This is a genomic window from Streptococcus sp. Marseille-P6264, assembly GCF_902460355.1.
Lineage (GTDB): Bacteria > Bacillota > Bacilli > Lactobacillales > Streptococcaceae > Streptococcus.
In genome coordinates, this window is the sequence record NZ_CABPTO010000009.1 from 14,642 (window position 1) to 40,612 (window position 25,971).

Annotated in this window: 22 protein-coding genes, 12 tRNA genes and 1 riboswitch; of the genes, 5 read left to right on the forward strand and 29 right to left on the reverse strand. The window is 44.2% G+C overall.

The window, feature by feature from the left end; translation table 11 throughout:
- Position 1: 1 nt before the first annotated feature.
- Complete coding sequence (gene lepB, locus FZ941_RS10250) at positions 2 to 634, forward strand: signal peptidase I (RefSeq protein WP_148887787.1); 633 nt, start codon at positions 2 to 4, stop codon at positions 632 to 634.
- 75 nt (positions 635 to 709) lie between these two features.
- Positions 710 to 3,094, forward strand: coding sequence for an ATP-dependent RecD-like DNA helicase (locus FZ941_RS10255; RefSeq protein WP_148887788.1), 2,385 nt, complete (start codon positions 710 to 712; stop codon positions 3,092 to 3,094).
- A 142-nt stretch (positions 3,095 to 3,236) separates the two neighbouring features.
- Here FZ941_RS10255 and dinB read toward each other — a convergent pair whose 3' ends face one another.
- Complete coding sequence (gene dinB, locus FZ941_RS10260; protein WP_148887789.1) at positions 3,237 to 4,301, reverse strand: DNA polymerase IV; 1,065 nt, start codon at positions 4,299 to 4,301, stop codon at positions 3,237 to 3,239.
- A gap of 391 nt (positions 4,302 to 4,692) precedes the next feature.
- Between dinB and pflB the strand changes: the two genes are divergently transcribed.
- From pflB to FZ941_RS10275, 3 genes are all read left to right on the forward strand, one after another.
- Positions 4,693 to 7,008: a formate C-acetyltransferase gene (gene pflB / locus FZ941_RS10265; protein WP_148887790.1), complete on the forward strand. Its 2,316-nt coding sequence runs from the start codon at positions 4,693 to 4,695 to the stop codon at positions 7,006 to 7,008.
- Between the two features lie 117 nt (positions 7,009 to 7,125).
- Positions 7,126 to 7,899, forward strand: coding sequence for a threonine/serine exporter family protein (locus tag FZ941_RS10270; protein ID WP_148887791.1), 774 nt, complete (start codon positions 7,126 to 7,128; stop codon positions 7,897 to 7,899).
- Positions 7,900 to 7,903: 4 nt separating this feature from the next.
- Positions 7,904 to 8,362, forward strand: coding sequence for a threonine/serine exporter family protein (locus FZ941_RS10275; protein WP_148887792.1), 459 nt, complete (start codon positions 7,904 to 7,906; stop codon positions 8,360 to 8,362).
- A 173-nt stretch (positions 8,363 to 8,535) separates the two neighbouring features.
- Here FZ941_RS10275 and FZ941_RS10285 read toward each other — a convergent pair whose 3' ends face one another.
- From FZ941_RS10285 to FZ941_RS10420, 28 genes are all read right to left on the reverse strand, one after another.
- On the reverse strand, positions 8,536 to 9,816 hold the full coding sequence (locus FZ941_RS10285; protein WP_148887793.1) for a hydroxymethylglutaryl-CoA reductase, degradative: 1,281 nt from the start codon (positions 9,814 to 9,816) through the stop codon (positions 8,536 to 8,538).
- Complete coding sequence (locus FZ941_RS10290) at positions 9,813 to 10,991, reverse strand: hydroxymethylglutaryl-CoA synthase (RefSeq protein WP_148887804.1); 1,179 nt, start codon at positions 10,989 to 10,991, stop codon at positions 9,813 to 9,815. The genes FZ941_RS10285 and FZ941_RS10290 overlap by 4 nt, the downstream gene beginning before the upstream one ends.
- 288 nt (positions 10,992 to 11,279) lie before the next feature.
- On the reverse strand, positions 11,280 to 12,590 hold the full coding sequence (gene der / locus FZ941_RS10295; protein ID WP_148887794.1) for a ribosome biogenesis GTPase Der: 1,311 nt from the start codon (positions 12,588 to 12,590) through the stop codon (positions 11,280 to 11,282).
- Positions 12,591 to 12,632: 42 nt separating this feature from the next.
- Entirely contained in the window at positions 12,633 to 13,349 is a 717-nt protein-coding gene (locus tag FZ941_RS10300; protein WP_148887795.1) for a nitroreductase family protein, read from the reverse strand.
- Positions 13,346 to 14,245: a primosomal protein DnaI gene (dnaI, locus tag FZ941_RS10305; protein WP_148887796.1), complete on the reverse strand. Its 900-nt coding sequence runs from the start codon at positions 14,243 to 14,245 to the stop codon at positions 13,346 to 13,348. Before dnaI ends, FZ941_RS10300 begins: the two co-directional genes overlap by 4 nt.
- Complete coding sequence (locus FZ941_RS10310; protein WP_148887797.1) at positions 14,246 to 15,400, reverse strand: DNA helicase; 1,155 nt, start codon at positions 15,398 to 15,400, stop codon at positions 14,246 to 14,248.
- A 6-nt stretch (positions 15,401 to 15,406) separates the two neighbouring features.
- Complete coding sequence (nrdR, locus tag FZ941_RS10315; protein ID WP_005591110.1) at positions 15,407 to 15,880, reverse strand: transcriptional regulator NrdR; 474 nt, start codon at positions 15,878 to 15,880, stop codon at positions 15,407 to 15,409.
- 148 nt (positions 15,881 to 16,028) lie between these two features.
- Positions 16,029 to 17,360 carry a sodium:alanine symporter family protein gene (locus FZ941_RS10320; RefSeq protein WP_148887798.1) on the reverse strand — a complete coding sequence of 444 codons (1,332 nt, stop codon included), beginning with the start codon at positions 17,358 to 17,360 and terminating at the stop codon, positions 16,029 to 16,031.
- 90 nt (positions 17,361 to 17,450) lie between these two features.
- Positions 17,451 to 17,540, reverse strand: a riboswitch (glycine riboswitch).
- A gap of 176 nt (positions 17,541 to 17,716) precedes the next feature.
- Entirely contained in the window at positions 17,717 to 18,031 is a 315-nt protein-coding gene (gene trxA, locus FZ941_RS10325; protein WP_045498501.1) for a thioredoxin, read from the reverse strand.
- Positions 18,032 to 18,124: 93 nt separating this feature from the next.
- Positions 18,125 to 20,458, reverse strand: coding sequence for an endonuclease MutS2 (locus FZ941_RS10330; RefSeq protein ID WP_148887805.1), 2,334 nt, complete (start codon positions 20,456 to 20,458; stop codon positions 18,125 to 18,127).
- Positions 20,459 to 20,527: 69 nt separating this feature from the next.
- Positions 20,528 to 21,079: a CvpA family protein gene (locus tag FZ941_RS10335; RefSeq protein WP_148887799.1), complete on the reverse strand. Its 552-nt coding sequence runs from the start codon at positions 21,077 to 21,079 to the stop codon at positions 20,528 to 20,530.
- Entirely contained in the window at positions 21,079 to 21,381 is a 303-nt protein-coding gene (gene zapA / locus FZ941_RS10340; RefSeq protein ID WP_015604420.1) for a cell division protein ZapA, read from the reverse strand. The genes FZ941_RS10335 and zapA overlap by 1 nt, the downstream gene beginning before the upstream one ends.
- Before the next feature lie 75 nt (positions 21,382 to 21,456).
- Positions 21,457 to 21,867, reverse strand: a complete 411-nt coding sequence (locus FZ941_RS10345; RefSeq protein ID WP_148887800.1) for a GNAT family N-acetyltransferase — start codon at positions 21,865 to 21,867, stop codon at positions 21,457 to 21,459.
- A gap of 220 nt (positions 21,868 to 22,087) precedes the next feature.
- A complete protein-coding gene (locus FZ941_RS10350) occupies positions 22,088 to 22,873 on the reverse strand; it encodes an ABC transporter permease (protein ID WP_148887801.1) in 786 nt (261 codons plus the stop codon).
- A 1-nt stretch (position 22,874) separates the two neighbouring features.
- A complete protein-coding gene (locus FZ941_RS10355; protein WP_148887802.1) occupies positions 22,875 to 23,693 on the reverse strand; it encodes an ABC-2 family transporter protein in 819 nt (272 codons plus the stop codon).
- Between the two features lies 1 nt (position 23,694).
- The gene (locus FZ941_RS10360; protein ID WP_148887803.1) at positions 23,695 to 24,687 is read right to left on the reverse strand and encodes an ATP-binding cassette domain-containing protein; all 993 of its coding nucleotides are present in this window, start codon (positions 24,685 to 24,687) and stop codon (positions 23,695 to 23,697) included.
- Between the two features lie 188 nt (positions 24,688 to 24,875).
- Positions 24,876 to 24,959: transfer RNA gene (locus tag FZ941_RS10365), tRNA-Leu, on the reverse strand.
- Positions 24,960 to 24,966: 7 nt separating this feature from the next.
- Positions 24,967 to 25,038: transfer RNA gene (locus FZ941_RS10370), tRNA-Gln, on the reverse strand.
- Positions 25,039 to 25,054: 16 nt separating this feature from the next.
- Positions 25,055 to 25,127, reverse strand: a tRNA-His gene (locus FZ941_RS10375).
- Positions 25,128 to 25,139: 12 nt separating this feature from the next.
- A tRNA-Trp gene (locus FZ941_RS10380) sits at positions 25,140 to 25,210 on the reverse strand.
- Positions 25,211 to 25,216: 6 nt separating this feature from the next.
- Positions 25,217 to 25,297, reverse strand: a tRNA-Tyr gene (locus FZ941_RS10385).
- Between the two features lie 16 nt (positions 25,298 to 25,313).
- Positions 25,314 to 25,386: transfer RNA gene (locus FZ941_RS10390), tRNA-Phe, on the reverse strand.
- Between the two features lie 3 nt (positions 25,387 to 25,389).
- Positions 25,390 to 25,463 (reverse strand) — tRNA-Met (locus tag FZ941_RS10395).
- 13 nt (positions 25,464 to 25,476) lie between these two features.
- Positions 25,477 to 25,566: transfer RNA gene (locus FZ941_RS10400), tRNA-Ser, on the reverse strand.
- An 8-nt stretch (positions 25,567 to 25,574) separates the two neighbouring features.
- Positions 25,575 to 25,646 (reverse strand) — tRNA-Glu (locus FZ941_RS10405).
- A 15-nt stretch (positions 25,647 to 25,661) separates the two neighbouring features.
- A tRNA-Ile gene (locus tag FZ941_RS10410) sits at positions 25,662 to 25,735 on the reverse strand.
- A gap of 34 nt (positions 25,736 to 25,769) precedes the next feature.
- Positions 25,770 to 25,840, reverse strand: a tRNA-Gly gene (locus FZ941_RS10415).
- Between the two features lie 7 nt (positions 25,841 to 25,847).
- Positions 25,848 to 25,920 (reverse strand) — tRNA-Val (locus FZ941_RS10420).
- Positions 25,921 to 25,971 lie beyond the last annotated feature (51 nt).

Below are 25,971 nucleotides of genomic sequence, written 5' to 3' on the forward strand. Positions count from 1 at the left end.
TATGAAAAACAAACGCTTTGACTTCCGTGCCTTCCTCAAGGAGTGGGGAGTCTTTACCCTGATTCTCTCTGTTCTCTTACTCACTCGCTGGCTGCTCTGGGCACCTGTCAAGGTAGACGGCCACTCTATGGATCCAACCTTAGCCAATGGGGAGTATTTGATGGTTTTGAAACACCAGTCCATTGATCGTTTCGATATTGTTGTAGCCTCCGAAAAGGATGACGATGGCAAAAAGAAAGAAGTTGTCAAGCGAGTGATTGGCCTTCCGGGTGATACCATTCAGTACGAAAACGACACCCTCTATATCAATGGTAAGAAGACTGATGAACCTTATTTAACAGATTACATCAAGAAATTCCAAAAGGACAAGCTCCAGTCTACCTATGTGGGCAAGGATTACACGGACAACGGAACTTTCTTCCGTAAGCTAGCTTCTCAAGCCCAGGCCTTTACCGTGGACAAGGAAGGTAGCCCCGTCTTTACCATCAAACTCCTAGATGATGAGTACCTGCTTTTAGGCGACGATCGCATCGTGTCCAAGGATAGCCGTCAAGTCGGGGCCTTTAAATCTAGTCAGATTCAAGGCGAGGCTAAATTCCGCATCTGGCCAATCCTACCTTTCAAAACTTACTAATACTTAAGAGTATACTCCATCCAAACTCAGTTGACTACTCAGCTGGGTTTGCTTTTTAAAGAGCATATAGAAACAATGACAGAATTTTATTTTTCAGGCACTATTGAGCGCATCATTTTTGAAAATCCCAGCAATTTCTTTCGAATCCTCCTCTTGGATATCCAAGACACGGATTGTGAAGATTTTGATGATTTTGAGATTATCGTGACCGGAACCATGGCCGATATTATCGAAGGCGAGGATTATACATTTTGGGGAAACCTAGTCCAACACCCAAAGTACGGACAGCAGCTAAAAATTTCCCGCTACGAGAGGGCAAAACCGACTAGCAAGGGGCTGGTTAAGTATTTTTCCAGTGAGCACTTTAAAGGTATTGGGGTCAAGACAGCTCAAAAAATCGTGGAACTCTATGGAGATGAAACCATTGACAAGATTTTAGCTGAGCCAGAAAAACTCAAAGAAATCACTGGCCTTTCCGCCAAGAACCGAGAAGCCTTTGTGGCCAAACTGCAACTTAACTATGGGACAGAACTGGTCTTAGCCAAACTGGCAGCCTACGGCATTCCCAATAAACTAGCCTTTCAGATTCAGGAAACCTACAAGGAAGAAACGCTGGAAATCGTCGAGCAGTATCCCTACCGGCTGGTTGAAGATATCCAAGGTATCGGCTTTAAAATCGCCGATCAGCTGGCCCAGCAGTTGGGCATTGAGAGTGATGCCCCTGAGCGTTTTCGAGCTGGCTTGCTTCATACCCTTCTGACCCAGTCCATGGAAACTGGCGACACCTATTTGGAGGCTAGAGACCTATTGGCTCATACGATTGAGCTTTTGGAAAGTTCGCGTCAAGTAGAACTAGATCCTAGTCTGGTAGCCGATGAATTGGCTCACCTGATTGAAGAAGACAAAGTCCAAAATGTTGAGACCAAGATTTTTGAAAACAGCCTCTTCTTTGCCGAGGAAGGCATCCGCAGCAATCTGGTCCGCCTCTTGGAAAAAGGCCATCAGGATCGCTTTGAAGAGGGAAAAATCCTCGACGCCATCAGCCAAGCTGAAGATGACCTAGGCATCCACTATGATCAGATTCAGAAGCAGGCCATTTTCGACGCTATCACACAAAAAGTCTTTATCCTGACGGGTGGACCAGGAACAGGAAAAACAACCGTTATTAATGGTATCATCGCAGTCTACAGCCAGCTTCGAGGCTTGGATTTGAAAAAGAAGGCCGATTTGCCCATTCTTCTAGCGGCTCCCACTGGTCGTGCTGCTCGGCGCATGAACGAATTGACCGGTCTTCCTAGCGCCACTATCCACCGCCATTTGGGGATGACCGGAGATGATGATACCAGTCATTTGGATGATTATCTGGATGCTGACTTTATCATCGTGGACGAGTTCTCCATGGTGGACACTTGGCTGGCCAATCAGCTCCTCAGCAATATCTCTTCCAATACCAAACTACTTTTGGTGGGCGATGCAGAGCAGTTACCCTCTGTCAGTCCTGGGCAGGTATTAGCAGACCTACTGCAAATATCGAGCATTCCCCAGACCAAGCTAGAAAAAATTTACCGTCAGAGTCAAGATTCGACCATTGTTACCTTGGCTAGTCAGATCCAAAAAGGACTGCTGCCAGCAGATTTTACTGAGAAAAAAGCGGATCGTTCTTATTTTGAAGCTCGAAATGAACACATCCCACCCATGATTGAACGAATTACCAGCGCAGCTATTCGCAGCGGCATCCCAGCTCAGGATGTGCAAGTGCTGGCTCCCATGTACCGCGGACAGGCTGGCATTGACCAGATTAACAACCTCATGCAAAATCTCATCAATCCTGTGGAAAAAGATCAGCTGACCTTTGAGGCACCTGACTGCCAATATCGACAGGGAGATCGGGTCATCCACCTCGTCAATGATGCTGAAAGCAATGTCTTTAACGGTGACTTGGGCTATATCACCGACCTGCTGCCAGCCAAGTACACCGAATCCAAGCAGGACGAATTGACCATCAACTTTGATGGCAACGAGATTAGCTATCAGCGCAGCGAATGGTACAAAATCCGCCTAGCCTATGCCATGAGCATCCACAAGTCTCAAGGCAGCGAGTTTCCCGTGGTCATCCTTCCCATTACCCGAAGCAGTCACCGGATGCTGCAGCGAAACCTCATCTACACCGCTATCACCCGCGCCAAGAGCAAGTTGATCTTACTTGGGGAAAAAGCAGCCTTTGACTATGCCGCAAAAAATACCGGTACAGCCCGAAAAACCTATCTAATTCAACGTTTTGAAGATATTGGAAATCCCAAAGAAATTATCCACACTCCTGTGGATAACGCCGAACCACCTGTGGAAAACTATATCTTAACTGAGGAAAATCTCCTAACAATCGATCCTCTAATCGGACTGACTGAGGAAGATATCAACAGTATATTTAGCAATGGCAACCAAATAGAAACAGATGCCTAGGTCTACCTTTTAAGCTGTCATAGAAGCTTAAAAGGAAAGCCTCGTAAGGTCGTTCTTTGCTCAGATTCGACCAAGAGTGCCTTATCAAATGTTTCCTATAAAAATAGAGTCTGGGAAAAATTGCCTTAGACTCTTTTCTATCTTATTTAAACCCCGTCACTGTCAGTCCTAGCAGCCGAATACCTCGTGGTTGCTCTTCCAAGTTATCGTATATCTCATGCGCAGTTCGCTCGATTTGCTCCTTGTCTTGAGTGGCTAGAGCCAAACTTTTTCTTTTAGTCAAGGTAGAGAAATCGGCATAGCGGATTTTCAGAACGATGGTTCGTCCTCTCTTGTCATGCTTAGTCAAGCTATTTTCTACCTTCTGTGCCAACAGGGTCAGCTCTTTCTTAATATCCTCCTCACTATAGAGCAGTTTGGCATAGGTCCGCTCCTTACCGATAGACTTACGGATACGATTGGACTTGACCGGGCTATTGCTGATGCCGCGCGCTTTTCGGTAAAGATCAAAGCCAAAGCGACCGAACCTATCAATCAAAGTCATTTCTGGTATCTTGAGTAGATCTGCACCAGTATAAACTCCCATTTCATGCAGTTTTTCAACACTCTTCTTACCAACTCCATGAAACTTGGCAATATCCATAGGCGCCAGAAAGGCCTCAGCCTCTTCGGGTAAAATAACAGTCAGACCGTGCGGCTTCTCATAATCACTGGCAATCTTGGCCAGAAACTTATTATAAGAAACGCCTGCCGAAGCTGTCAGTTGCAATTCATTCCAGATATCGTGCTGGATCAGCTTGGCAATTTTGACTGCAGATTTGATACCCAACTTATTTTCCGTCACATCCAGATAAGCCTCGTCTATGCTCATGGGCTCAATTTTATCCGTATAGCGCTTGAAAATCTCTCGAATCTGCAAACCAACCGTTTGATATTTCTCATAATTTCCCGAGATAAAAATCCCCTGCGGGCAGCGCTCGTAGGCTTCCTTGGAACTCATAGCTGAATGAACTCCGAACTTTCTGGCCTCATAATTACAGGTCGAAACCACACCACGTCCACCCGTCTGACGCGGATCACTACCGATAATCACAGGCCTTCCCTTTAGTTTAGGATTGTCCCGCTCTTCGACCGAAGCAAAAAAAGCATCCATATCAATATGAATGATCTTTCGCGATGTATCATTGATTAGCGGAAAAATTAGCATGCCGTCTCCTATAAGTTAGAATAGCTCTTTAGCAAATTTTATCATTTTTAAAGAAAGTTTCAAAGGATTTTTATTCAAAAGCAAGACCGGAAAATGTGATAAACTTTCTGAGGTACATAGACACAGTATTAAAATAGGAATTTCAGTATTGGACAAATTTTTCCATAGTAACGTTCAAAGCAAGGACAAAATAATTCAACTTATCAGCTTCTTTCTACTATTTCATTTACCATTTTCAAAATTATAAAACAATTTGCGACAAAATATCAATCTGTATTATAAAAGAAAGCCTCTTTTAGCACTGAAATTCGTTTGTGAAACCGATTACCTTGTGATATACTTTAATTATAAATGTAACAGTTTATGTTGCTAGAATAAAGAGGAAAATCTAATGGTTGTTAAAACAGTTGTGGAAGCTCAAGACATTTTTGACAAGGCCTGGGAAGGCTTCAAAGGTGAAGACTGGAAAGAGAAAGCAAGTATCTCTCGCTTCGTTCAAGCCAACTACACACCTTACGATGGAGATGAAAGCTTCTTGGCAGGTCCTACTGAGCGCTCACTCCACATCAAAAAAATCGTAGAAGAAACAAAAGCTCACTACGAAGAAACTCGTTTCCCAATGGACACTCGTCCAACATCTATTGCAGATATCCCTGCTGGTTATATTGACAGAGATAACGAACTAATTTACGGTATTCAAAACGATGAACTCTTCAAATTGAACTTCATGCCAAAAGGTGGTATCCGTATGGCTGAAACAACTTTGAAGGAGAATGGTTATGAACCTGATCCAGCTGTTCACGAAATTTTCACAAAATATGTGACAACTGTTAACGACGGTATTTTCCGTGCTTATACTTCTAACATTCGTCGTGCTCGTCACGCCCACACTGTAACTGGTCTTCCAGATGCCTACTCACGTGGACGTATCATCGGTGTTTACGCACGTCTTGCTCTTTACGGTGCAGACTACTTGATGCAAGAAAAAGTCAACGACTGGAATGCAATCAAAGAAATCGACGAAGAAACAATTCGTCTTCGTGAAGAAGTAAACCTTCAATACCAAGCTTTGCAACAAGTTGTTCGCTTGGGTGATCTTTACGGAGTTGATGTTCGTAAACCGGCGATGAACGTTAAAGAAGCGATCCAATGGGTTAATATTGCCTTTATGGCTGTCTGCCGTGTTATCAACGGTGCTGCTACATCCCTAGGCCGTGTGCCAATCGTATTGGATATCTTTGCAGAACGTGACCTTGCTCGTGGTACGTTTACTGAATCAGAAATCCAAGAATTTGTTGATGATTTCGTTATGAAACTTCGTACAGTTAAATTTGCTCGTACAAAAGCCTATGACCAATTGTACTCAGGTGACCCAACCTTCATCACAACTTCTATGGCTGGTATGGGTAACGACGGTCGTCACCGTGTTACAAAGATGGACTACCGTTTCTTGAATACTCTTGACAACATCGGTAACTCTCCAGAGCCAAACTTGACAGTTCTTTGGACTGATAAATTGCCATACAACTTCCGTCGCTACTGTATGCATATGAGCCACAAACACTCTTCTATCCAATACGAAGGTGTAACAACAATGGCTAAAGACGGATATGGTGAAATGAGCTGTATCTCATGCTGTGTGTCTCCACTTGACCCAGAAAACGAAGAACAACGCCACAACATCCAGTACTTCGGTGCTCGTGTAAACGTATTGAAAGCTCTTCTTACTGGTTTGAACGGTGGTTACGATGATGTACATAAAGACTACAAAGTATTTGACATCGATCCTATCCGTGACGAAGTTCTTGAATTTGAATCAGTTAAAGCGAACTTTGAAAAATCACTTGACTGGTTGACTGACACTTACGTAGATGCTTTGAACATCATCCACTACATGACTGACAAGTACAACTATGAGGCTGTTCAAATGGCCTTCTTGCCAACTAAACAACGTGCTAACATGGGATTCGGTATCTGTGGATTCGCTAACACTGTTGACACATTGTCAGCTATCAAGTACGCTACAGTTAAACCAATCCGTGACGAAAATGGATACATCTACGATTACGAAACAATCGGTGAATACCCACGTTGGGGTGAAGATGACCCACGTTCAAACGAATTGGCAGAATGGTTGATCGAAGCTTATACAACTCGTCTACGTAGCCACAAACTATACAAAGACGCAGAAGCTACAGTATCACTTTTGACAATCACATCTAACGTTGCTTACTCTAAACAAACTGGTAACTCACCAGTCCATAAAGGTGTATACCTCAACGAAGATGGTTCTGTGAACTTGTCTAAACTTGAATTCTTCTCACCAGGTGCTAACCCTTCTAACAAAGCTAAAGGTGGATGGTTGCAAAACTTGAACTCACTTGCTAGCCTTGACTTTGGTTACGCAGCTGACGGTATCTCATTGACAACTCAAGTTTCTCCACGTGCTCTTGGTAAGACTCGTGACGAACAAGTGGATAACTTGGTAACAATCCTTGATGGTTACTTTGAAAACGGTGGACAACACGTTAACTTGAACGTTATGGACTTGCAAGATGTTTACGACAAGATCATGTCAGGTGAAGACGTAATCGTACGTATCTCTGGATACTGTGTAAACACTAAATACCTCACTCCAGAACAAAAAACTGAATTGACACAACGTGTCTTCCACGAAGTTCTTTCAATGGATGACGCACTTAGCTAAGCCTCTTTCCTAATTGTAAAACCAGCTGAAAATCAGCTGGTTTTCTTTTGCTTTGGAGAGATAGCTTTGAGCATTTGTGTTATAATAGAGTTATTGTGAAATGAAAAAGGGGATATAATGGCTGAGAAAATGTCTACAGATGAAAAAAATCTTAATCTGGCCGTTGATGTTATCATGCTAGCTGGGACCTTGCTATTACAAAGCGGCTCAGAGATTTATCGGGTCGAAGACACCATGATCCGAATTGCCCATTCGCAAGGCATCATGGACTGCAATGCCTTAGCCATGCCCGTTGCCATATTCTTTTCAATTGAAAACACTAATATTTCTCGAATGAAGCGAAATATCCATATGAACTACAATATCGAGAAAGTCTGCGATGTCAATCAGGTTTCTCGGCAATTAGTCAGTGGAGCCATCAATCTGGAAGAAGCGCTTGAACAACTAAAAGCATTTAAAACAAAAGGGGTTCCCTATAGCAAGAGAGAACTCATTACAGCAGCCACACTCAGTGCTCCTTTCTTTTCTATCATGTTCGGTGGGAATTTCTTCGATGCTCTTGGGGCTGGTCTAGCGACCCTATTTGGCTTCTCTTTCTCTCTTTATGTCGATAAATATATTCGAATTCCTTTTGTTTCAGCCTTTGCTGGAGCTTTTGTCTTCGGATTATTAGCCCAGATTTGGGCTCGCTACTCAGGCTTCGATTCAACAGCAGACTTGATCATCGCAGGAGCTGTTATGCCCTTCGTCCCAGGAATCGCTTTGACCAACTCAGTTAGAGATATCATGACCAACCATATCAACTCTGGAATGAGCAAACTCTTTGAATCACTCCTCATTACCCTTGCTCTCGGCGCCGGCACCTCTGTCGCCCTCATTCTTATGAAATAAGCCTATGACAATCTTGACTTTCTTACTACAAGCTCTGGCCAGCCTACTGGCTATCATCACTTTTCTAATCGTTCTAAATGTCCAGCGTAGTATGCTGATTCCTGGCGGAGTCTTAGGAATGGCCACTTGGCTACTCTATCTCCTACTCAAGGGACCGACCAATGTTATCATTGCAACTTTCGTGGCTGCTATCATTGGCTCCTGTGCCAGCCAAATCCTCAGCATCATCTACAGAACGCCAGCTGTCGTCTTTATTTTGGCTATTCTAGCGCCTCTAGTACCTGGATATATTTCCTACCGGACAACTGCCTTTTTTGTGACAGGCGATTATGGTCAGGCCATGGTCAATGCTACCTTGGTCGTCATCCTAGCCTTGGTCATCTCTATCGGCATGGCTAGCGGGACTGTCGTCTTAAAGATCTACAGCTACCTTAAGAAACATCCTCTTAACTATAAAAAATGAGAGTGGGACAGAAATCGGTAATTCGTTAGAATTCGATTTCGTCGTCCCACCTCCGCACAGTTGAGTAGGGCTGTAAAAGCTGATGAAATCAGCGTAATAGAGCCCACTCAACCACTGCGTCTTGCTCGACAATCCAAAGACAATTGAGAGGCTAGGACTTTTGTCCCAGCCTCTCAATTGTCTTTACGCATTTTGGTTAAAATTTCCTTGGCTTTTGCCTGATTGAATTGCTTCTCTTTGAGAAGTTCTGCAACGACAGAAGCAATCTCCTCTTCCTGAGCACCTGCCAATAAAGCTAGAGATTTGGCTTGGAGCTTCATGTGCCCAGCCTGAATTCCCGTAGTCACCAGTGCTCTCAAAGCTGCAAAATTTTGCGCTAAGCCGACAGAGACGATAATCGAAGCCAATTCTTTGGCTGTCGGTTGCCCCAATAAATCAAAACTAGCGACAACCATTGGATTAAGCCCAATCGAGCCTCCTTTGGCCGCAACAGGCATGGGTAAAGTCAACTGGCCATAGAGCTTACCTTCCTCTAAATCGACCTTCCACTGACTCAATCCCTGGTAGCCGCCATCTCGAGTGGCATAGGCATGGGCTCCGGCTTCAATGGCCCGCCAGTCATTTCCTGTCGCCAAAAGAACTGCATCAATTCCGTTGAAAATCCCTTTATTATGCGTGCTGGCCCGATAAGGATCCTGCTTTGCAAACTGACTGGCTAAAGCGATTCTTTGAGCGGTGCGTTCGGCTTCTGCCTTGTCTCGACTGAGTGAGTGGAAATCAATTTCACAAGAGGCTGTTACGAGTGCCTCAGTCGCATAGTTAGACAGGATGGCCATCAAGCTCTGTCCACCTGTTAGCTCCTCTAATCGTTCTTTTAGGGCTTCTAGCATCGTATTAAGGATATTGGCACCCATGGCTTCCTGAGTGTCCACGACAAGGTAGACAACTAGAAAGTCCGTCTCTCCCTCTAGGAAATCCGTTCTCAAATCACGCGCCCCACCTCCTCGCTTGACGATGGAAGGATGGGCTTGATTTGCCAACTCCAGCAAAGCTGACTTCTCATTTTGGATCTGCTCTAGAGCTTTAGCTACATCAGGTACATCATAGAGTGCGACCTGCCCAATCATATGCCGATTATGAATCTTGGTTTTGAAACCGCCATTGCGCTTAATGATTTTTGCTGCAAAACTAGCAGCAGCAACGACAGAAGGCTCCTCCGTTGCAAAAGGTACCTGATAAACCTGCCCATCTATGAGAAAGTCTGGTGCAATCGAATAAGGTAGAGCCAAAACAGAAAGCACATTTTCACTCATTTGATTGGCTGTCTCCAGCGGCAAATGGCTTTGATTAGCAAGATTTTGCCAATTCTCATCCTGGAGTAGCTCATAGGCTTTCAGAAACTCTAGCCGCTCTGCAGGTGTCTTTTTAGAAAATCCAGTCCAATTTATTTTCATGATGATTTCTCAACTTTGCTATACTTACGCTGGTGTTGGTCTATTTGAACCAAGGCGTAAACTTGGTCATCGTAGCCAGAAAAGACAGCTGAGCCGTTTTCATCCAGCTGGGCTTCTGCACAGAAAAGCTCTTCATAGGCTGCAACCGTCAGTTCTTGACGTTGATCCAAAAGCTCCAAACGATTAGTCGTCAGCTGTTTTTCATAACCTTCTACCAGATTGGCACTGAAAATCTCAGCGACAGCACCACTACCATAACTAAAGAGAGCAATCTTGTCACCAGCCTTAAGATTCTCAGAGTTTTCTAAGAGGGACAAGAGCCCCAAGAAGAGGGAGCCTGTGTAGATGTTTCCGACCTTTTGGCTATAGAGAATAGACTTGTCAAAGTTTTCTTGCAGGCCTTTTTGCTCCTCCTGAGACAAGCTTTTATCCATAATTTTATTCAGCCCCTTAAGCGCCAATTTAGGATAAGGGAGATGGAAACAAATCGCTGCAAAGTCTCCCAAAGCTAAACCATGACGCTTTTGGTATTCGTTCCAAGTCGTCTTGAGGCAATCCAGGTACTGCTGGGTTGAGTAAACACCATTGACGTAAGGAGTCATAGAGTAATTTGGGCGCCAGAAATCCATAATATCACGAGTCTGAGCCACATTATCTTCATTGAATTCAAGGATTCGTGGACTTTGACTAATCAGCATAGCGATTGCGCCTGCACCTTGAGTCGGCTCGCCTGGCGTCTCCTTCCCATATTTGGCAATGTCACTAGCGACGACCAAGACCTTGCTTTCTGGATATTGTCTGATATGCAGCTTGGCATAGTCTAGAGCAGCAGTTGCTCCATAGCAGGCCTCTTTAATTTCAAAGCTACGAGCAAAAGGCTGAATGCCTAAAAGACCATGAATAAAGACCGAAGCCGCCTTGCTTTGGTCAATGCTAGACTCTGTTGCGACAATGACCATATCAATGGCCTTCTTGTCCTCTGCAGTCAAGATTTGCTCAGCCGCTGCTGCGCCCAAAGTTACAATATCCTCAGTTAAAGGAGCAATGCTGATCTCCTTCATCAATAATCCCTTGCTGAGCTTGTCGGGATCAATGCCCCGCTTCTCAGCCAGATGATCTAATTTTAAAACATAATTGCTGGTCGCAAAACCGATTTGATCGATTCCGATTTTCATCATAAAGACCTCATTCAATTCATTTGATAGCTAATAGTATTCAGACATTATTTTACCATAATTAAGGCTAAAACTCTTTTAAAAACCATTTTTTAATCCCAAATCCGACTTGAGACGGAGAAAGCTCATCATCAAAAAATAAGAGAAACCCAATTTTTCCAATTCAGTTTCCCTCATCAATCTATTCCAAATTTTGAGCTAGCAAGTTTATGGATTTAAGGATACACCTCCCTCCATAAACTCCTTACTATATACCTTGTTTTCTTTGTAAACAGGCTGAAGCGAGTCCTATTTCCGTTTCCTTGCAATCAAGTGAATCGGGGTTCCTTCAAAGACAAAGGCCTTGCGAATTTGATTTTCCAAGAAACGCAGGTAAGAGAAGTGCATGAGCTCTTCTTCGTTGACAAAGATGACAAAGGTCGGCGGTTTGGTCGCAACCTGAGTCGCATAGAAAATCTTAAGACGTTTGCCCTTGTCAGTCGGTGTCGGATTAATCGCGATGGCATCCATGATAACATCATTGAGCACCGCTGATGGAATACGGGTATTCTGACTCTGACTGATTTGCTTAATCATGTCCGGCAGCTTATGGAGACGCTGCTTGGTCAGGGCAGAGACAAAGATAATCGGGGCATAAGACAAGTACTGGAACTGTTCGCGGATATCCTCTTCCCAGTCTTTCATGGTATGGTTATCTTTTTCCAGTGTATCCCACTTATTAACAACGATAATCATTCCTTTTCCTGCCTCATGGGCGAAGCCAGCGATTCGCTTGTCGTACTCACGAATTCCTTCTTCAGCATTCAGCACCATCAGAACAACATCTGAGCGATCGATTGCCCGCATGGCCCGCATGACAGAGTATTTCTCCGTATTTTCATAGACCTTGCCTGACTTGCGCATACCAGCCGTGTCGATCATGGTAAATTCCTGACCTTCACTGTCCGTAAAGACGGTATCAATAGCATCGCGGGTAGTACCGGCCACTGGACTGGCAATGACCCGATCTTCACCCAAGATGGCATTGATCAAGCTAGACTTACCGACATTAGGACGGCCAATCAAGCTAAACTTAATCATATCAGGATTTTCGACGACTTCCTCGTGTGGAAGATTTTCAACGATAGCATCTAGAACATCCCCTGTACCAATCCCGTGGACAGAAGAGACTGGGAATGGATCTCCCAAGCCTAGTGCATAGAAATCATAGATTTCATTGCGCATTTCAGGATTATCCACCTTATTAACCGCTAAAATAATCGGCTTGTGGGTCTTGTAAAGCATGCGAGCGACATACTCGTCCGCATCAGTAATGCCTTCCTTACCAGACACGACAAAAACGATGACATCGGCCTCGTCCATAGCAATCTCAGCTTGATGCTTGATTTGCTCCATAAAAGGTGCATCAACATCGTCAATTCCGCCCGTATCAATGATACTGAACTTACGATTCAGCCAATCTGCCGTCGCATAGATTCGGTCTCGAGTTACCCCTTCCACGTCTTCGACAATGGAAATCCGCTCACCCGCAATCCGATTAAATAGCGTTGACTTGCCGACATTGGGACGGCCGACAATGGCAATAGTTGGTAAAGCCATGTTTTTCCTCTTTCATTCTTTGGGACAGAGCTGAGCTCCGCCTTAGTTTTCTAATTTCTTTTCTTTGAACAGTTGGTCAATCGCTTGATTTGGCTCCTGACCAAATTGGGCTGCCAAACGCTGGCTCCAAGTATCCTGTGCTCGCTCACCAGCATACTCAGCCTGCACACGGTCATAGGCCTCGATGACTGAGCTGAGTTGCTCGCAGTATTCTTCCTCAAAGACCACCGCTTCATAAGGCAGACGTGGTTTGACAGCATGGTTTTGATTTGGCTTTCCTAAAGCCATACCAAAAACTGGATAAGTATAGTCTGGTAGATTAAAGAGCTGGGCAATTTTTGAAGCTTCGTAGCGAACTAAACCAATAATAACGCCGCCATAACCCAGACTTTCAGCTGCCAAAAGGGTATTTTGCCCTGCCAAAGCAGCATCTACCGAGCTAATGAGAATATTTTCTGTTCCTTCAGGATAAAAATCTTCTGTATGCAGTGCAGCTCCCTTTTTAGCTCGATTGAGGTCTCCAACAAAGAGCAAAAAGGCTGAAGCTTGAAGAATTGCTTTCTGCGGAACTAAGTCAAAAAGAGCCTCTTTTTTCTCCTGGCTGCGCACCACTATGACAGAGTAGGACTGGAAGTTTTTCCAGCTGGAAGCAGCACGTCCAGCATTGATAATGGCGCGTAGTTCTTCATTCGAAATTTGCTCTTCTGTAAAGCGCCGAACAGACGTATAGGCCTTCATCAAGTTAATTGTTTCATTCATCGACGGTTCTCTCCTTCTAGATGCACTTCTTGAGCCAGAAACTTAATCCGCTCCATAACCCGCTTGGCTTGCCAGGTCTCATCGCCATTCTTAGAGCTGGCAAAGTGACGCTCCAAATCCGCAAAGCTAAAGTTGGAAGTAAAGAAAGTTGGCAGATTTTCCTGCATACGGTGCTGGAGGATAACTTGTAAAATCTCATCCCGCATCCAGGGGCTGGACTGCTCAGCACCGATATCGTCCAAAATCAGCACTTGAGCTGTCTTGACCTGGGCAATCTTGTCCTTGACCAAGCCAGAACTGATCGCATTTTTAACATCCAAAACAAAGCTCGGATAGTGGAGCAGAGTCGTTGAGACACTGCGTTTTTCTGACAAATCATGCGCCAGCGCAGCTATCATGTAGCTCTTACCCACGCCAAAATCTCCGTAGAGATAAACAGCCTTTTGATAATGCGGAAAGTCCGCAACAAAACTGGTCAAGAGCTCGAAAGCTTTGTAGCGACCGACATCGTCCAAATCCACTTTGGCCAAACTAGCTTCTTTTAGGCTAGCTGGCAGATTGATAAGGTTGAGACGGCTTCTAATCGCTTCCTGTCTCTCCTGCTCAATCAACTCAGGCGTTTCCTCATAGGCAACATCCGCATAGCCTTCATTTTTCACCAAAATCGGCTTATAACCCTTGGCAATATAGTTCTGATCTTCTAGCAGGAAGCGATCGCGTTCGGTAATGTATTGATTAAACTTAGAAATGCTCCGCTGAATTTCGGTTGGAGACAGTTGTTCTCGACTGATAAAGGCAGCGATATCTGGATCTGCTAAAATCTGCTGGACTAATTTTTGATAATCAAACTGCTTCACCTTATTCATATGAGGCATCGCCTGTCCTATTTTTTCCATTTAATCGCCTCCCTCTTCCAGTCTCGCTAAAAGTCTTCTTTTTTGTTCTTTTAGTTCAGCTTGTTTTTCTAAGCTCGTTTCATTTTTGTAATCCGGCTGACTCCAGTTCGGCACATTGCTTTTAGCAGAAGCTGGGCTGACTTGCGCAGGACGAGTATTCGTCTGCTGGTTGCGCTCGCGAATTTTCAGAACCGCCTCTTCAGCCGAGATCACCTTTTGATAAGAAAAGTCATTGGCCACCTTGAGGGCATACTTCTCATTGAGATTGGCCGAATCCACCTTATTAAAAGTCAAGAGCAGGATGATATTGATAACTTCATCCAAAAGTCCCATCTCTGCCAAATCCTGAATCAGCTTCCGTTCACTACGCGTAATGGCCGCTTGACGGGTTTTCTTGATTTCGGCCAAAAAGAGCAGTGGCTGCTTGCTTTTGGCCTCACGGATAATAGACTGCTCTTGCTGAGAAAAGTCTCCCGAAACTGGCTTTTGCTGAATTTTTTGCTGCATCCTTTTCGTTGAAATCACATGTGACACAGCCGTTTCACGCGCTAAGACATAAGTCTCATACCAAGTCCATTTCTTCTGCTCCGCAATGGCAAACAAGTCCAAGAGGTCCGCTTTTTCATCTGCAAAACGCAAGCCATCCTGAGCCATTCTCTGTTTAAAATGCGTCAAATCAAAATCATTTTGGCGACTAGTTCTCGTCGGACTGACATCTTCCATGCCATAAATTTGGCTAAAAGAAGGACTGATCTTTTGCCCAACTGGATTTTCCGGTCGTAGCTTATCTACCGCCGCCTGACCAATCTTTTTCTCCAAAAGACTACTGTACACATGGTGAGCAAAGAAGTCCTCAGCGGACAAGGTTGGATAGAGTCGGATGGAAAATCCCGTCTCAGTCTGGAAAAGCTCTAGCAATCCAATAGCTGATAGACGCTCCAAGCTTCTCTCCAACACTTCCATGCCAAAATCAAGATGATTTAAAATATGACTGAAAAGTCGCTGCTGAGCTCCATTATCCCAAAAAGAAACCAGATAAAGATAAAGTGCCACTGCATCCTTACCCACAATGGGTAGATAATAACGGGCCAGCCCGCTCATATCTTGACTGACCTGGTTATTAGACAAGAAAGAAAAATGATCATTTGGTTTCATAAGCCATTATTTTTCCTTTTTCTTCTTAGAACCCTTGGTAATCTGCTTCAAAAGGCTTTCCAGCTCGCCAACATCCTTGAAACTCCGATAAACACTGGCAAAACGGACATAGGTAATCTCATCCAGCTCGGCCAGCTCATCCATGACCAGAGAGCCAATATATTCGCTGGCAATTTCATTTTCACTCTGACTGCGGAGCTTTTGCTCAATTCGATTGACCAATTCTTCAATCTCGTCACTTGATACAGGACGCTTCTGAGCGGAGCGGATGATGCCATTAAATATCTTATCCCGAGAAAATTGCTCACGCGTTCCATCTTTTTTGACAACGACTAGGGTTCTTTCTTCCACGCGCTCATAAGTTGTAAAACGATGCTGGCATTCCTCGCATTCACGGCGACGACGGATTGTGTTTCCATCTTCTGCCTGCCGGCTGTCAACCACACTTGATTTGCTTCCGCCACATTTGGGACAACGCATGTCATTTCCTCCTAGAATCTTAATACTTCATTATACCATGTTTTGACCAATAACAAAAGACGAGAGATTTCTCGCCCATAAAAAAACTAAAGCTGACAAAGCAGCTTTAGCAAGGCAATCTCCTTTCAAAAATCCAGCAAGTGGAAACTCAGCCCTTCTTGTCAAAATACTTTCTGGTTTCAGCAATAATAACAGGAGATAAGACCAAAAGAGCAATCAGATTCGGCAAGGCCATCAAGGCATTGACAATATCGGCAATAACCCAAACTGCTTCTAACTCGATAAAGCCCCCTAAAAGCACCATAGCGACAAAGATGATTCGGTACAAACGAATATATTTGACACCAAACAGGAACTCAAAGCAACGCTCACCGTAGTAGTTCCAGCCTAAAATTGTAGTAAAGGCAAAAAGAACCAGAAAAACAGTGAGAAGAACAGGACCGAAACTAGAGAATATCGTAGAAAATGCTGCTTGTGTCAATCTAACGCCGTTCAAATCACTATTCCAAACGCCAGTGACTAAAATTGTCAGACCAGTTAAGCTACAAATAATAAGGGTATCAATAAAAGTTCCCGTCATCGAAATCAAGCCTTGCTCGACAGGCTCCTTGGTCTTAGCTGCCGCCGCCGCAATGGGGGCTGATCCTAGACCCGATTCATTTGAAAAGACGCCACGAGCTACCCCATTTTGAATCGCCATCTGGATGGTTGCACCAGCAAAGCCACCGACAGCAGCCGTCTGACTAAATGCAGAACTAAAGACTAGCTGGAGAGTTGGCAGCAGACGATCTAGATTGACTGCTAACACAGTCACAGTCCCCAAGATATAAATAGCTGCCATAAAAGGCACAACCTTGGTCGACACTCGAGCAATCGACTGAATGCCGCTGAAAATAACCAAAGCCACCAAAATAGCCAAGATAGAGGCTGTCACAGCTGGAGGCAACTGAATCGTATTCTGCATAGCTTCTGTAATGGAATTGACCTGCGTAAAGGTTCCAATCCCTAAAAGAGCCACCAAGACACCCGCTACAGCAAAGAAGATGGCCAGCGGACGCCATTTTTCTCCCATTCCCAACAGAATATAGTGCATGGGACCACCAGCAACTGCTCCGTGGGCATCCTTGGAACGATACTTAATCGCTAATAAACCTTCGGCATACTTGGTTGCCATTCCAAAGAAAGCAGCTAACCACATCCAAAACAAGGCACCCGGTCCACCAACTTTTATGGCCGTCGCAACACCGATAATATTCCCCGTTCCAACCGTGGCTGCCAATGCTGTACAAAGAGCAGCAAAGCTTGACACGTCTCCATGATGATCCTCTCCGGATACAAAAATTAAGCGAAAGGCTCGAGAAAGACGCGAAATCTGTAGCAACTTCAGACGAAAAGTCAGATAAATTCCCGTTCCAACCAATAAAATCAAAAGGGGAGGCCCCCAGACCAAAGAATCAATTTGATTCAGCAACTTCAACATAAGTCTTATGCTCCTTTTCCACACCGAGAAAAAGAAAAGTACATGTTTACACATGTACTCTGGATGCTTGAGAATGACCGACTTCTGTCCTTCCCTTGCTCTGTCCTTTTACCTGAGAGTTTGAGCAGTTGCCTGCCTTGCCCCTTCGGTGCCAATCATGGTCTCTCCAGAGTTCCGTCCATTTCACAGTCATAAGGTGCAAACGCTTATTTCTGAAAAACTTCATTCGGTGTTTATTCTAAATTTTCTATTATTTTAAAATAATATTCGGCTTTTGTCAATGTTTTATGAAAAACTTTAAACATGTAAACGTTTTTGATCTTGAATATACAAAAAGAAGCCCTGAGGCTTCTCTCTTAGCTTAACTCTGCCAAAATAGCCTTCAGTTGCTCCTTCGTGTGAACACCAGCTACTTGCTTCACAACTTGACCGTCTTTTTTGAACAGAAGTGTCGGAATGGACATAATGCCGAATTCACGGGCAGTATTTGGATTTTCATCCACATCCATTTTAAGGATTTTCAGTTCATCTTCATGAACTTCCCCTGCTAACTGCTCCAAGATAGGCGCCTGCATGCGGCACGGACCGCACCAAGTTGCCCAAAAATCAATCAGAACCAGTCCGTCTTTTGTCTCCTCAGCGAATGTTGCATCTGTAACTGCTGCTACCATAAATCTTCTCCTTTGAATAGCTTACTTTTGATAATATTGTACACCAAACACAGAGGAAAAGAAAATATTTGCTACGGAGTGTCCGATGCTTCCCTACTTAAAGATGACAATCGTCGCGCCGCTGCCGCCGGCATTTTGCGGAGCATAGCCGAAGGACTTGACCTGCTTGTTACGACGGAGATATTTAGTCACCCCTTCACGGATGACACCCGTTCCGATACCGTGGATAATATCCACCTGAGCCATGTTGTTGAGGAGGGCCTGATCGATGAAGGCATCAAGCTCTTCCATGGCCTCTTCGTAGCGCTTGCCACGCAGATCCAGTCTGGCTCTTGGACCATTGGTATTGGTTCGCTTAACTACATTGACCTGCTTGCGCTTAGGTTGCGCCTCCTTTTCAGCCTTGAGAAGATTAAATTCCTGCTCTTCTAGAGTCATCTTGATCAGACCGACCTGGGCTTCCCAGCGCCCATCCTTGAGCTGCTTGACCAAGGTTCCCCGCTGACCATAGCTGGTGACTAGGATATCATCTCCCACCTTGGGCGCCCGATTTTTCTTGGCCTGCTGCAGCACCTTATTCTTTGATAAATCAACGGTTTCAGGTGCCAACTTTTTAAGCTGAGCCTTGGCCTCGATAATCTCATGCGGCTTGAGACTGGATTTGTCATGGAGATTTTTGAGAATGCTCTCGCTCTCTGACAAAGCCATATCAACGATTTCCTGAGCTTCCAAACGCGCCTTATTGAGCTCGGTTTCTTTTTCTCGGTTAAACTCATTATAAAGTTTTTTTAGGGCTCGGTTAAATTTGAGATTTTCCTGCTCCACCTCGCGGATATTATCCAAGCGCTTGCGGCTTTCCAGTGTCTGCTCCTCTAAGCGCTCAATGATTCGATTGACATCACTGTCTGTGTTGGTCTGCTCTAGAGCATGGCCAACGATAACTTCCGACAAGCCCAAACGACGAGCAATTTCAAAGGCATTGGAGCGGCCAGGCACTCCCTGCATAAAGCGATAGGTCGGTCGCAAACTCTCTGTATCAAATTCCATGCTGGCATTTTCCACCCAGTCCGTCTCAATCCCATAGGCTTTCAGCTCAGGATAGTGGGTCGTCGCCATGGTTTTAATCTGTCTTAGCCGCAAATCTTCCAAGATAGCAATAGCCAGAGCTGCACCCTCCTGCGGGTCAGTCCCAGCTCCCAGCTCATCCAGCAGAACCAGACTGTCGCTATCAACCTGCTCTAAAATAGAGACGATATTGGTCATGTGACTGGAGAAAGTCGACAGGCTCTGCTCAATGGACTGCTCATCACCAATGTCAGCAAAAATCTGACTGAAAATCCCGACGCGACTGCCCTTGTCTGCCAGAATTGGCAGACCTGACTGGGCCATAATCTGAGCCAGCCCCAAGGTCTTCAGCATGATGGTCTTACCACCTGTATTAGGCCCGGTAATGACAATCTCTGTCAAGTCAGGTCCGAAATGCAGGTCATTAGCCACTGCATTTTCAATCAGGGGATGGCGGACGCTAAGCAGTTGAATATCCTGCTCTTCCGACAGGTCTGGCACCACTGCTCCCGTCTCCTGCATGAAGCGGACCTTGGCACGCACCAGATCCAGATGACCGATAATCCAAGCATTGTTGGCAATTTCAGCTGCATGAGGCCGTATCATATCCGACATGGCCTGCAAAATCCGCTGAATTTCATAGCGCTCGTCTGCTCGACTGCTGGCAATCTCTTCATTGAGATTAACCACCGCCCGCGGCTCAATGTAAACCGTACTACCGCTGGCCGAAATATCGTGAACGACGCCCGCAATACGATTGCGGTAGGTATTTTTCACAGGCAGCACATTACGGCCGTTCCGACTGGCCACCACTTGGTCTGCCAGCATGTCACCCTTGGTTTTGAGAATCTCTTGAAGAATATCTCGAACCTGAACTTCATTTTCTTGGATTTTCCGGCGAATACGACTCAACTCTTCACTAGCAAAACTTTCGAGAAAGCCCCCATCATTGATAGCTTGCAGGCTTCCCTGAATACTAGGAAACTCTACTAGATTGTTAAAAAGACGATCCAAACGCTCCAATTGGACATTTTCCAAGTCCTCGTAGAAAGACACCAGCTCATGCGTCACAGCCAAGACCCGCTTGAGGGCTAAAAACTCCTCAATATTAAGGTCACTATCCAGCTCTAGGCGCTTGGTCAAGCCTCTAATATCCTGAATGGCTCCCAAACTAAAGTGCGGATGTTGCACAAAAATCTGCCGCATATCGGACATTTCCAAAAAAGCAGCAGCAATTGATTCTTTTTTACTGCTTGGCTGGAGCTGCTTTAATTCCAACTCTCCCAGCTCAGTCAGTAGGTAGGGAGAAAAAAGCTCCTTAATTTTCTCAAATTCCAAAGTTTCTAAAATTTTATGATTCATCATGTTCATTCTATTTCTATATGATTTAAACTGAAAAAGAAACTCAGCTACAGAGCAACTGAGTCTTAATTATCCGATAATTTTTGTGACCCAAAGGTCATGTAAAATGGATGAAGTTACAGGCGTGTGATTGATAATAGACCGAATCAGCAAACTCGAATTTAAGCGTTCTTGGATAAAGGACATGGGCACAGTAGCTAAAATAGTCAGTCCCATCTCGATGACAAAGAGTGAGATGAAGACTGCAATAGCCCCACTAACCATATTGAAAACTTTGGTATCCCACTTATTCGGATAGGGAATTAAATTTACGAAAATCCCAAAAAAGCGGCCTCCTATATAAACAAGACTGAAAACAAGTAGGTAAGCCAGCCCTGCATAAAAAACCTTATCCAAATGGAAAAGTTGGGAATTTGCAAAGAAATAAGTCGAGCTGCCTTTAACAGCGCTAGCATAGGGCACCCACAAGCTGATAGACTTAGCCAAGTCCTGATATAGAGCTCCAGCCACCAGCATGGATACAATCGTCATAGCAGCATAATATCCCTGCAGAACAATCCCACGCGAGTAGCCAATATAAAAGCTCCAAGCTAATATTAGTAAAATAATAATCGCAAACACTATCTTTCCCCTGTATTAGCTGACTTTTCTCTTAATTCGCTAAGCATTTTGCGACGAAGACTTTCCAATTCTTTTTCCTTATCATCAAATTCAATCTCGCGACTGAGCTGAGTAGATAAACTATTAATCGCCAATAAAATGGCCAAGACTTCATCATCTGCCGCAGGCATCTGCTCTTTAATAGCCTTATATTTTTCCTTAGCAACCCGCTCCACTTCTTCCATAAAAAGATTATCGTGTTCTGTTGTTAAAGTTAAGGTTTTGTTTCCAAATGTAAACTTATATCTATTCAAATTTGCCATAAAATCACCTCATGATATTATACCAAAAATCGCTACATTTGTCAGGTAGAAATCTGCTATCCGTCCTTTGATAAATTATAACTCTTTCGTATAATAATATCGCTTACCTGTATAAGGATATTCTTTTAATCTAAACACTTCTTCATAGCCATGCTTCTTATAAAAGTCTGGCGCTTGGAAATAAAAGGTATCCACAAATGAATACTTACACTTCCTGTCACGAGCTTCCTCTTCCGCCCTTTGCAAAATATCCGAGCCAAGCCCTTGCCCTCGTAAATCCTCACTCACATATAAATACTCAATTTCAAGCCAATAACCAAATGTTTCGGCTACCAGACCTCCCATTAAATTTCCGTCCTCATCTTCGACAAAGATATTGAGAGGCTCACTTATTGAAGCTTCCCTTTTAGAGCGATTATAAGCTCGGATTAAATTCCCAAGTTCCTGTGCTCGTTCAGATTCTTTATTTTCCAATCTCAATTTCATTAGAGTCTCCTTATTACTTATCAAACAAATCTTAAACCTATTCTACCATTTTAGAAAGATAAGTCGAATTTATTCATTCCAAAAGTAAAAATTTGAAAGATAGATGCCTTAAAATATATTAGAAAAGACAAGGCAGCAAACCTTGTCTTTATACCGTATCTAATAGTTCTCTTATTCATAGACTTTCTGAATGAATATCACCCTTTATTTATACTCACTCTTACGAACCCGCACTTTCGTAGGCGTCCAAGCCCCTATCCCAGAGTTTCAAGGAAATGACAAAGAAGATAAGAGAAATCAGGATCAAACCACCAATGTTAAAGAGTCCATTCTTGTCCTGCAAGAAATAGCTAGCAGGATAGTAGGCTGTAAAGGCGAAAGGCACAATAAAGCTAATCAACCAACGAAGAAGCGAATTGTAAATGGAAATCGGGTACTTAGCAAAGTCATTGAACATATAGAAAATGTAAATCATGGCGCCTGACTGCTTGGTCCAAAAAGCGATACTGGCTGTCGCTATCTTCAAGGAAGTATAAATCAAGGTCGCAAAAGGAATACAAACTAGGAAAAGCAGGAATTTTGGAAGAGTCCAAGCAATGCTAGACACCGTTGTTGCTAGCAGAATGCCTCCGACCAAAAGTTCGCCCAAGGCATCAATTTGAAAGGTCTCAACTAGAATATGAAAGAGAGGATTGATAGGACGAGTCAGATACTTGTCAAACTCCCCTTTTCGGACTAGGCGTTGTCCCAGTGCCCAGAGATTGTCAAAAAAGAGATGGTCCAATCCCTTGGGAATCAAGGAAAAACCATAAATAAAGGCAATTTCTTGAAAGGTCCATCCTTCTAGCGATGGAATGTGTTGAAAGAGTACATTGAGAAACAAGAGGTTCAAGCCTTGAGTCAGGAAAACACCTAAAACACCAACCACAAAATCGACCTTGTACTCCATGATTTGCTTGATGTATTGTCTGATAAAAATCAGATGCATACGCTGATATTTTTTCATACTAACCTCCCTGAATGGTAATGAAAGACTGGACTCGTTTCCAAATCAACTGAGACAAACCCACCATCACCAAGAGCCAGAAGAACTGTAGCAAAAACGCCTGAAGAATCTGACTGGCATCGTATTTCCCAACAATGATCATGACTGGAGTATAAATCAAGGATGAAAAAGGCAAAAAGGACAGAATATCTGATACGATCTTTGGAAAGAAAGCCAAGGGAATCAAACTTCCAGACATAAAGTCAATCAGAGAATTCTTAAGCAGATTAGAGCCCCATAAATTTTTAAACACAAAGGCTGAAAATCCAAAGCAGATATTAAAGAAAAAGTTGATCAGGTAGGCTAGGATTAAGCTAAAGAGATAAAGGATGGTTAATCCTAGTACTTCTATAACCCTTTGCCCAGATAAGATTTTCATCAAAATAATCACACTCAAAAATGGCAGTCCAACGCTGATAAAAATCAACCACTTGGAACCAAGTTCTGTGAAAAGATAAGAGGCCGCAAAATGCACTGGTCGCAACAAGCGCATGATAATGGAGCCATCCTTGACCTCATCACCAATCATAAAGGAAGAATCCGACCTAGTCAAAAGATTGGTCACAAAACTCATGATGATGTAGAGGGTGATATCTGCCATACTGAAACCCTGAATCAAAGACTCTTGCGAGGAATCAAAGACAGCCTTCCAGAGATAAAATTCCACAAAAGCACCCATGACATCGCCAATCCGATAAAGAAGAAAGTTGACTCGATAGGTAATCAACTCCTGAATCCCTGCATTGATAAAGGGTTTATAACGTCGCCACAATTTGACCATCTTAGAGCTCCTTTCGGTAGAAGCGACGAATAATATCCTCAATATCCGTATCCACCATCTTCAAATCGCGAATCTCAAAATCAGATAGGGTTTGCTTGATAATATCAGCCGACTGATAGCGGGAACTATCGTATTGAATGTTGAGGCTATTTCCTTGTCTATCAATGGTCATATCAGGTAATCCTTCATAGTGAGAAACTAGATGACTTTGACCTGGTACCAGCTCAAAGGAAAGAGTCTTCATCTTGCCAAAGGTTTCTTTGAGCTGACTAACCGTTCCATCAAAAATCTCCTGCCCCTTGTCAATCATAAAAATCCGATCACAGAGTTGCTCAATATCACTCAGGTCATGAGTGGTCAAGAGAATGGTTGTCTCTTCTTCCTGATTGATCTGAGTAATAGCCCGACGAATATTGTCCTTGACCGAAACATCCAAACCAATGGTCGGCTCATCTAAAAAGAGAACCTTGGGATTGTGAAGCAAGGAAGCCGCAATATCCGCCCGCATTCGTTGACCCAGTGAAAGAGTTCGCACGGGATCTTTGATAAATTCCTTCAAATCCAAAATTTCATTCAAAAAGTCCATGCGTTTATGGAAAAGCGAGTCTGGCACATCGTAAATCTCCTTCAAGACCGTGTAGGTCTCTTGCAGCGCCAAATCCCACCATAGCTGGGTTCTTTGTCCAAAAACTACTCCAATATCCTTGACATAGTCTTGACGATTATCCTGCGGAATCTTGCCATTAATCCGACAAAAACCAGATGTCGGCTTCAAAATCCCTGTCAGCATTTTGATGGTTGTCGACTTCCCAGCACCATTAGCCCCGATAAAGCCTAAAATTTGTCCTTTTGGAACCTCAAAGGTTAAATCCTTGACTGCTTCAAAGTTCTGCTTTTCAGGATGAATAAAGGAGCGCAAAGCCCCTTTCAAGCCTGGTTCCTTAACCGTCTTCACAAAATTTTTCTGAAGATGTTCCACCTCTATCATTGCCATATACTTTCTCCCTTTAGAAAGACTTCGGTAAGTCATTTCACAATACAAATAAGCAGTCTAATTTAGCGCGAAATAAAGCAAAAAGCAGAAAAATCAGACGATCTAGCATAACATAAGAAATTATAAATAACTCCAAGATAAAAATTGGTAAAAAAAGACAAGATCCGAAAACCTTGTCTTTATTACTATACCGGCGGCCGGGGTCGAACCGGCACGTCCTTGCGGACACTGGATTTTGAGTCCAGCGCGTCTGCCAATTCCGCCACGCCGGCAAAGTAACTGGGGTAGCTGGATTCGAACCAACGCATGAGGGAGTCAAAGTCCCTTGCCTTACCGCTTGGCGATACCCCAATAATCAAAAGAAATAGGCGAGTGATGGGGATCGAACCCACGCATGCCAGAGCCACAATCTGGTGTGTTAACCACTTCACCACACCCGCCATATTCCAAAACACGGGCAGTAGGAATTGAACCCACACTGAAGGTTTTGGAGACCTTAGTTCTACCTTTAAACTATGCCCGTTAAGCATGGAAGGGGAGGGATTCGAACCCCCGAACCCGAAGGAGCGGATTTACAGTCCGCCGCGTTTAGCCTCTTCGCTACCCTTCCTCAATTTTAACAAAAATGGCGCGAGACGGAATCGAACCGCCGACACATGGAGCTTCAATCCATTGCTCTACCAACTGAGCTACCGAGCCAAATTGCGGGAGCAGGATTTGAACCTACGACCTTCGGGTTATGAGCCCGACGAGCTACCTAGCTGCTCCATCCCGCGATATTCTAATCTAAGGAGGATGTGGGATTCGAACCCACGCACGCTTTTACACGCCTGACGGTTTTCAAGACCGTTCCCTTCAGCCGGACTTGGGTAATCCTCCAAAATATATAGTCCGTACGGGATTCGAACCCGTGTTACCGCCGTGAAAAGGCGGTGTCTTAACCCCTTGACCAACGGACCATATTACTATTCAAATGGGCACGAGTGGACTCGAACCACCGACCTCACGCTTATCAGGCGTGCGCTCTAACCACCTGAGCTACGCGCCCAAGTTATAAAAACTTGGCATGAACTATCGTTCAAAGCGGGTGACGAGAATCGAACTCGCGACAACAGCTTGGAAGGCTGTAGTTTTACCACTAAACTACACCCGCTTGAATATGGGAGTTAACGGGATCGAACCGCTGACCCTCTGCTTGTAAGGCAGATGCTCTCCCAGCTGAGCTAAACTCCCAAAAAGGAAGTACTCCGACTTCCTATCCTGCTAAGCGACTACCATATCTCA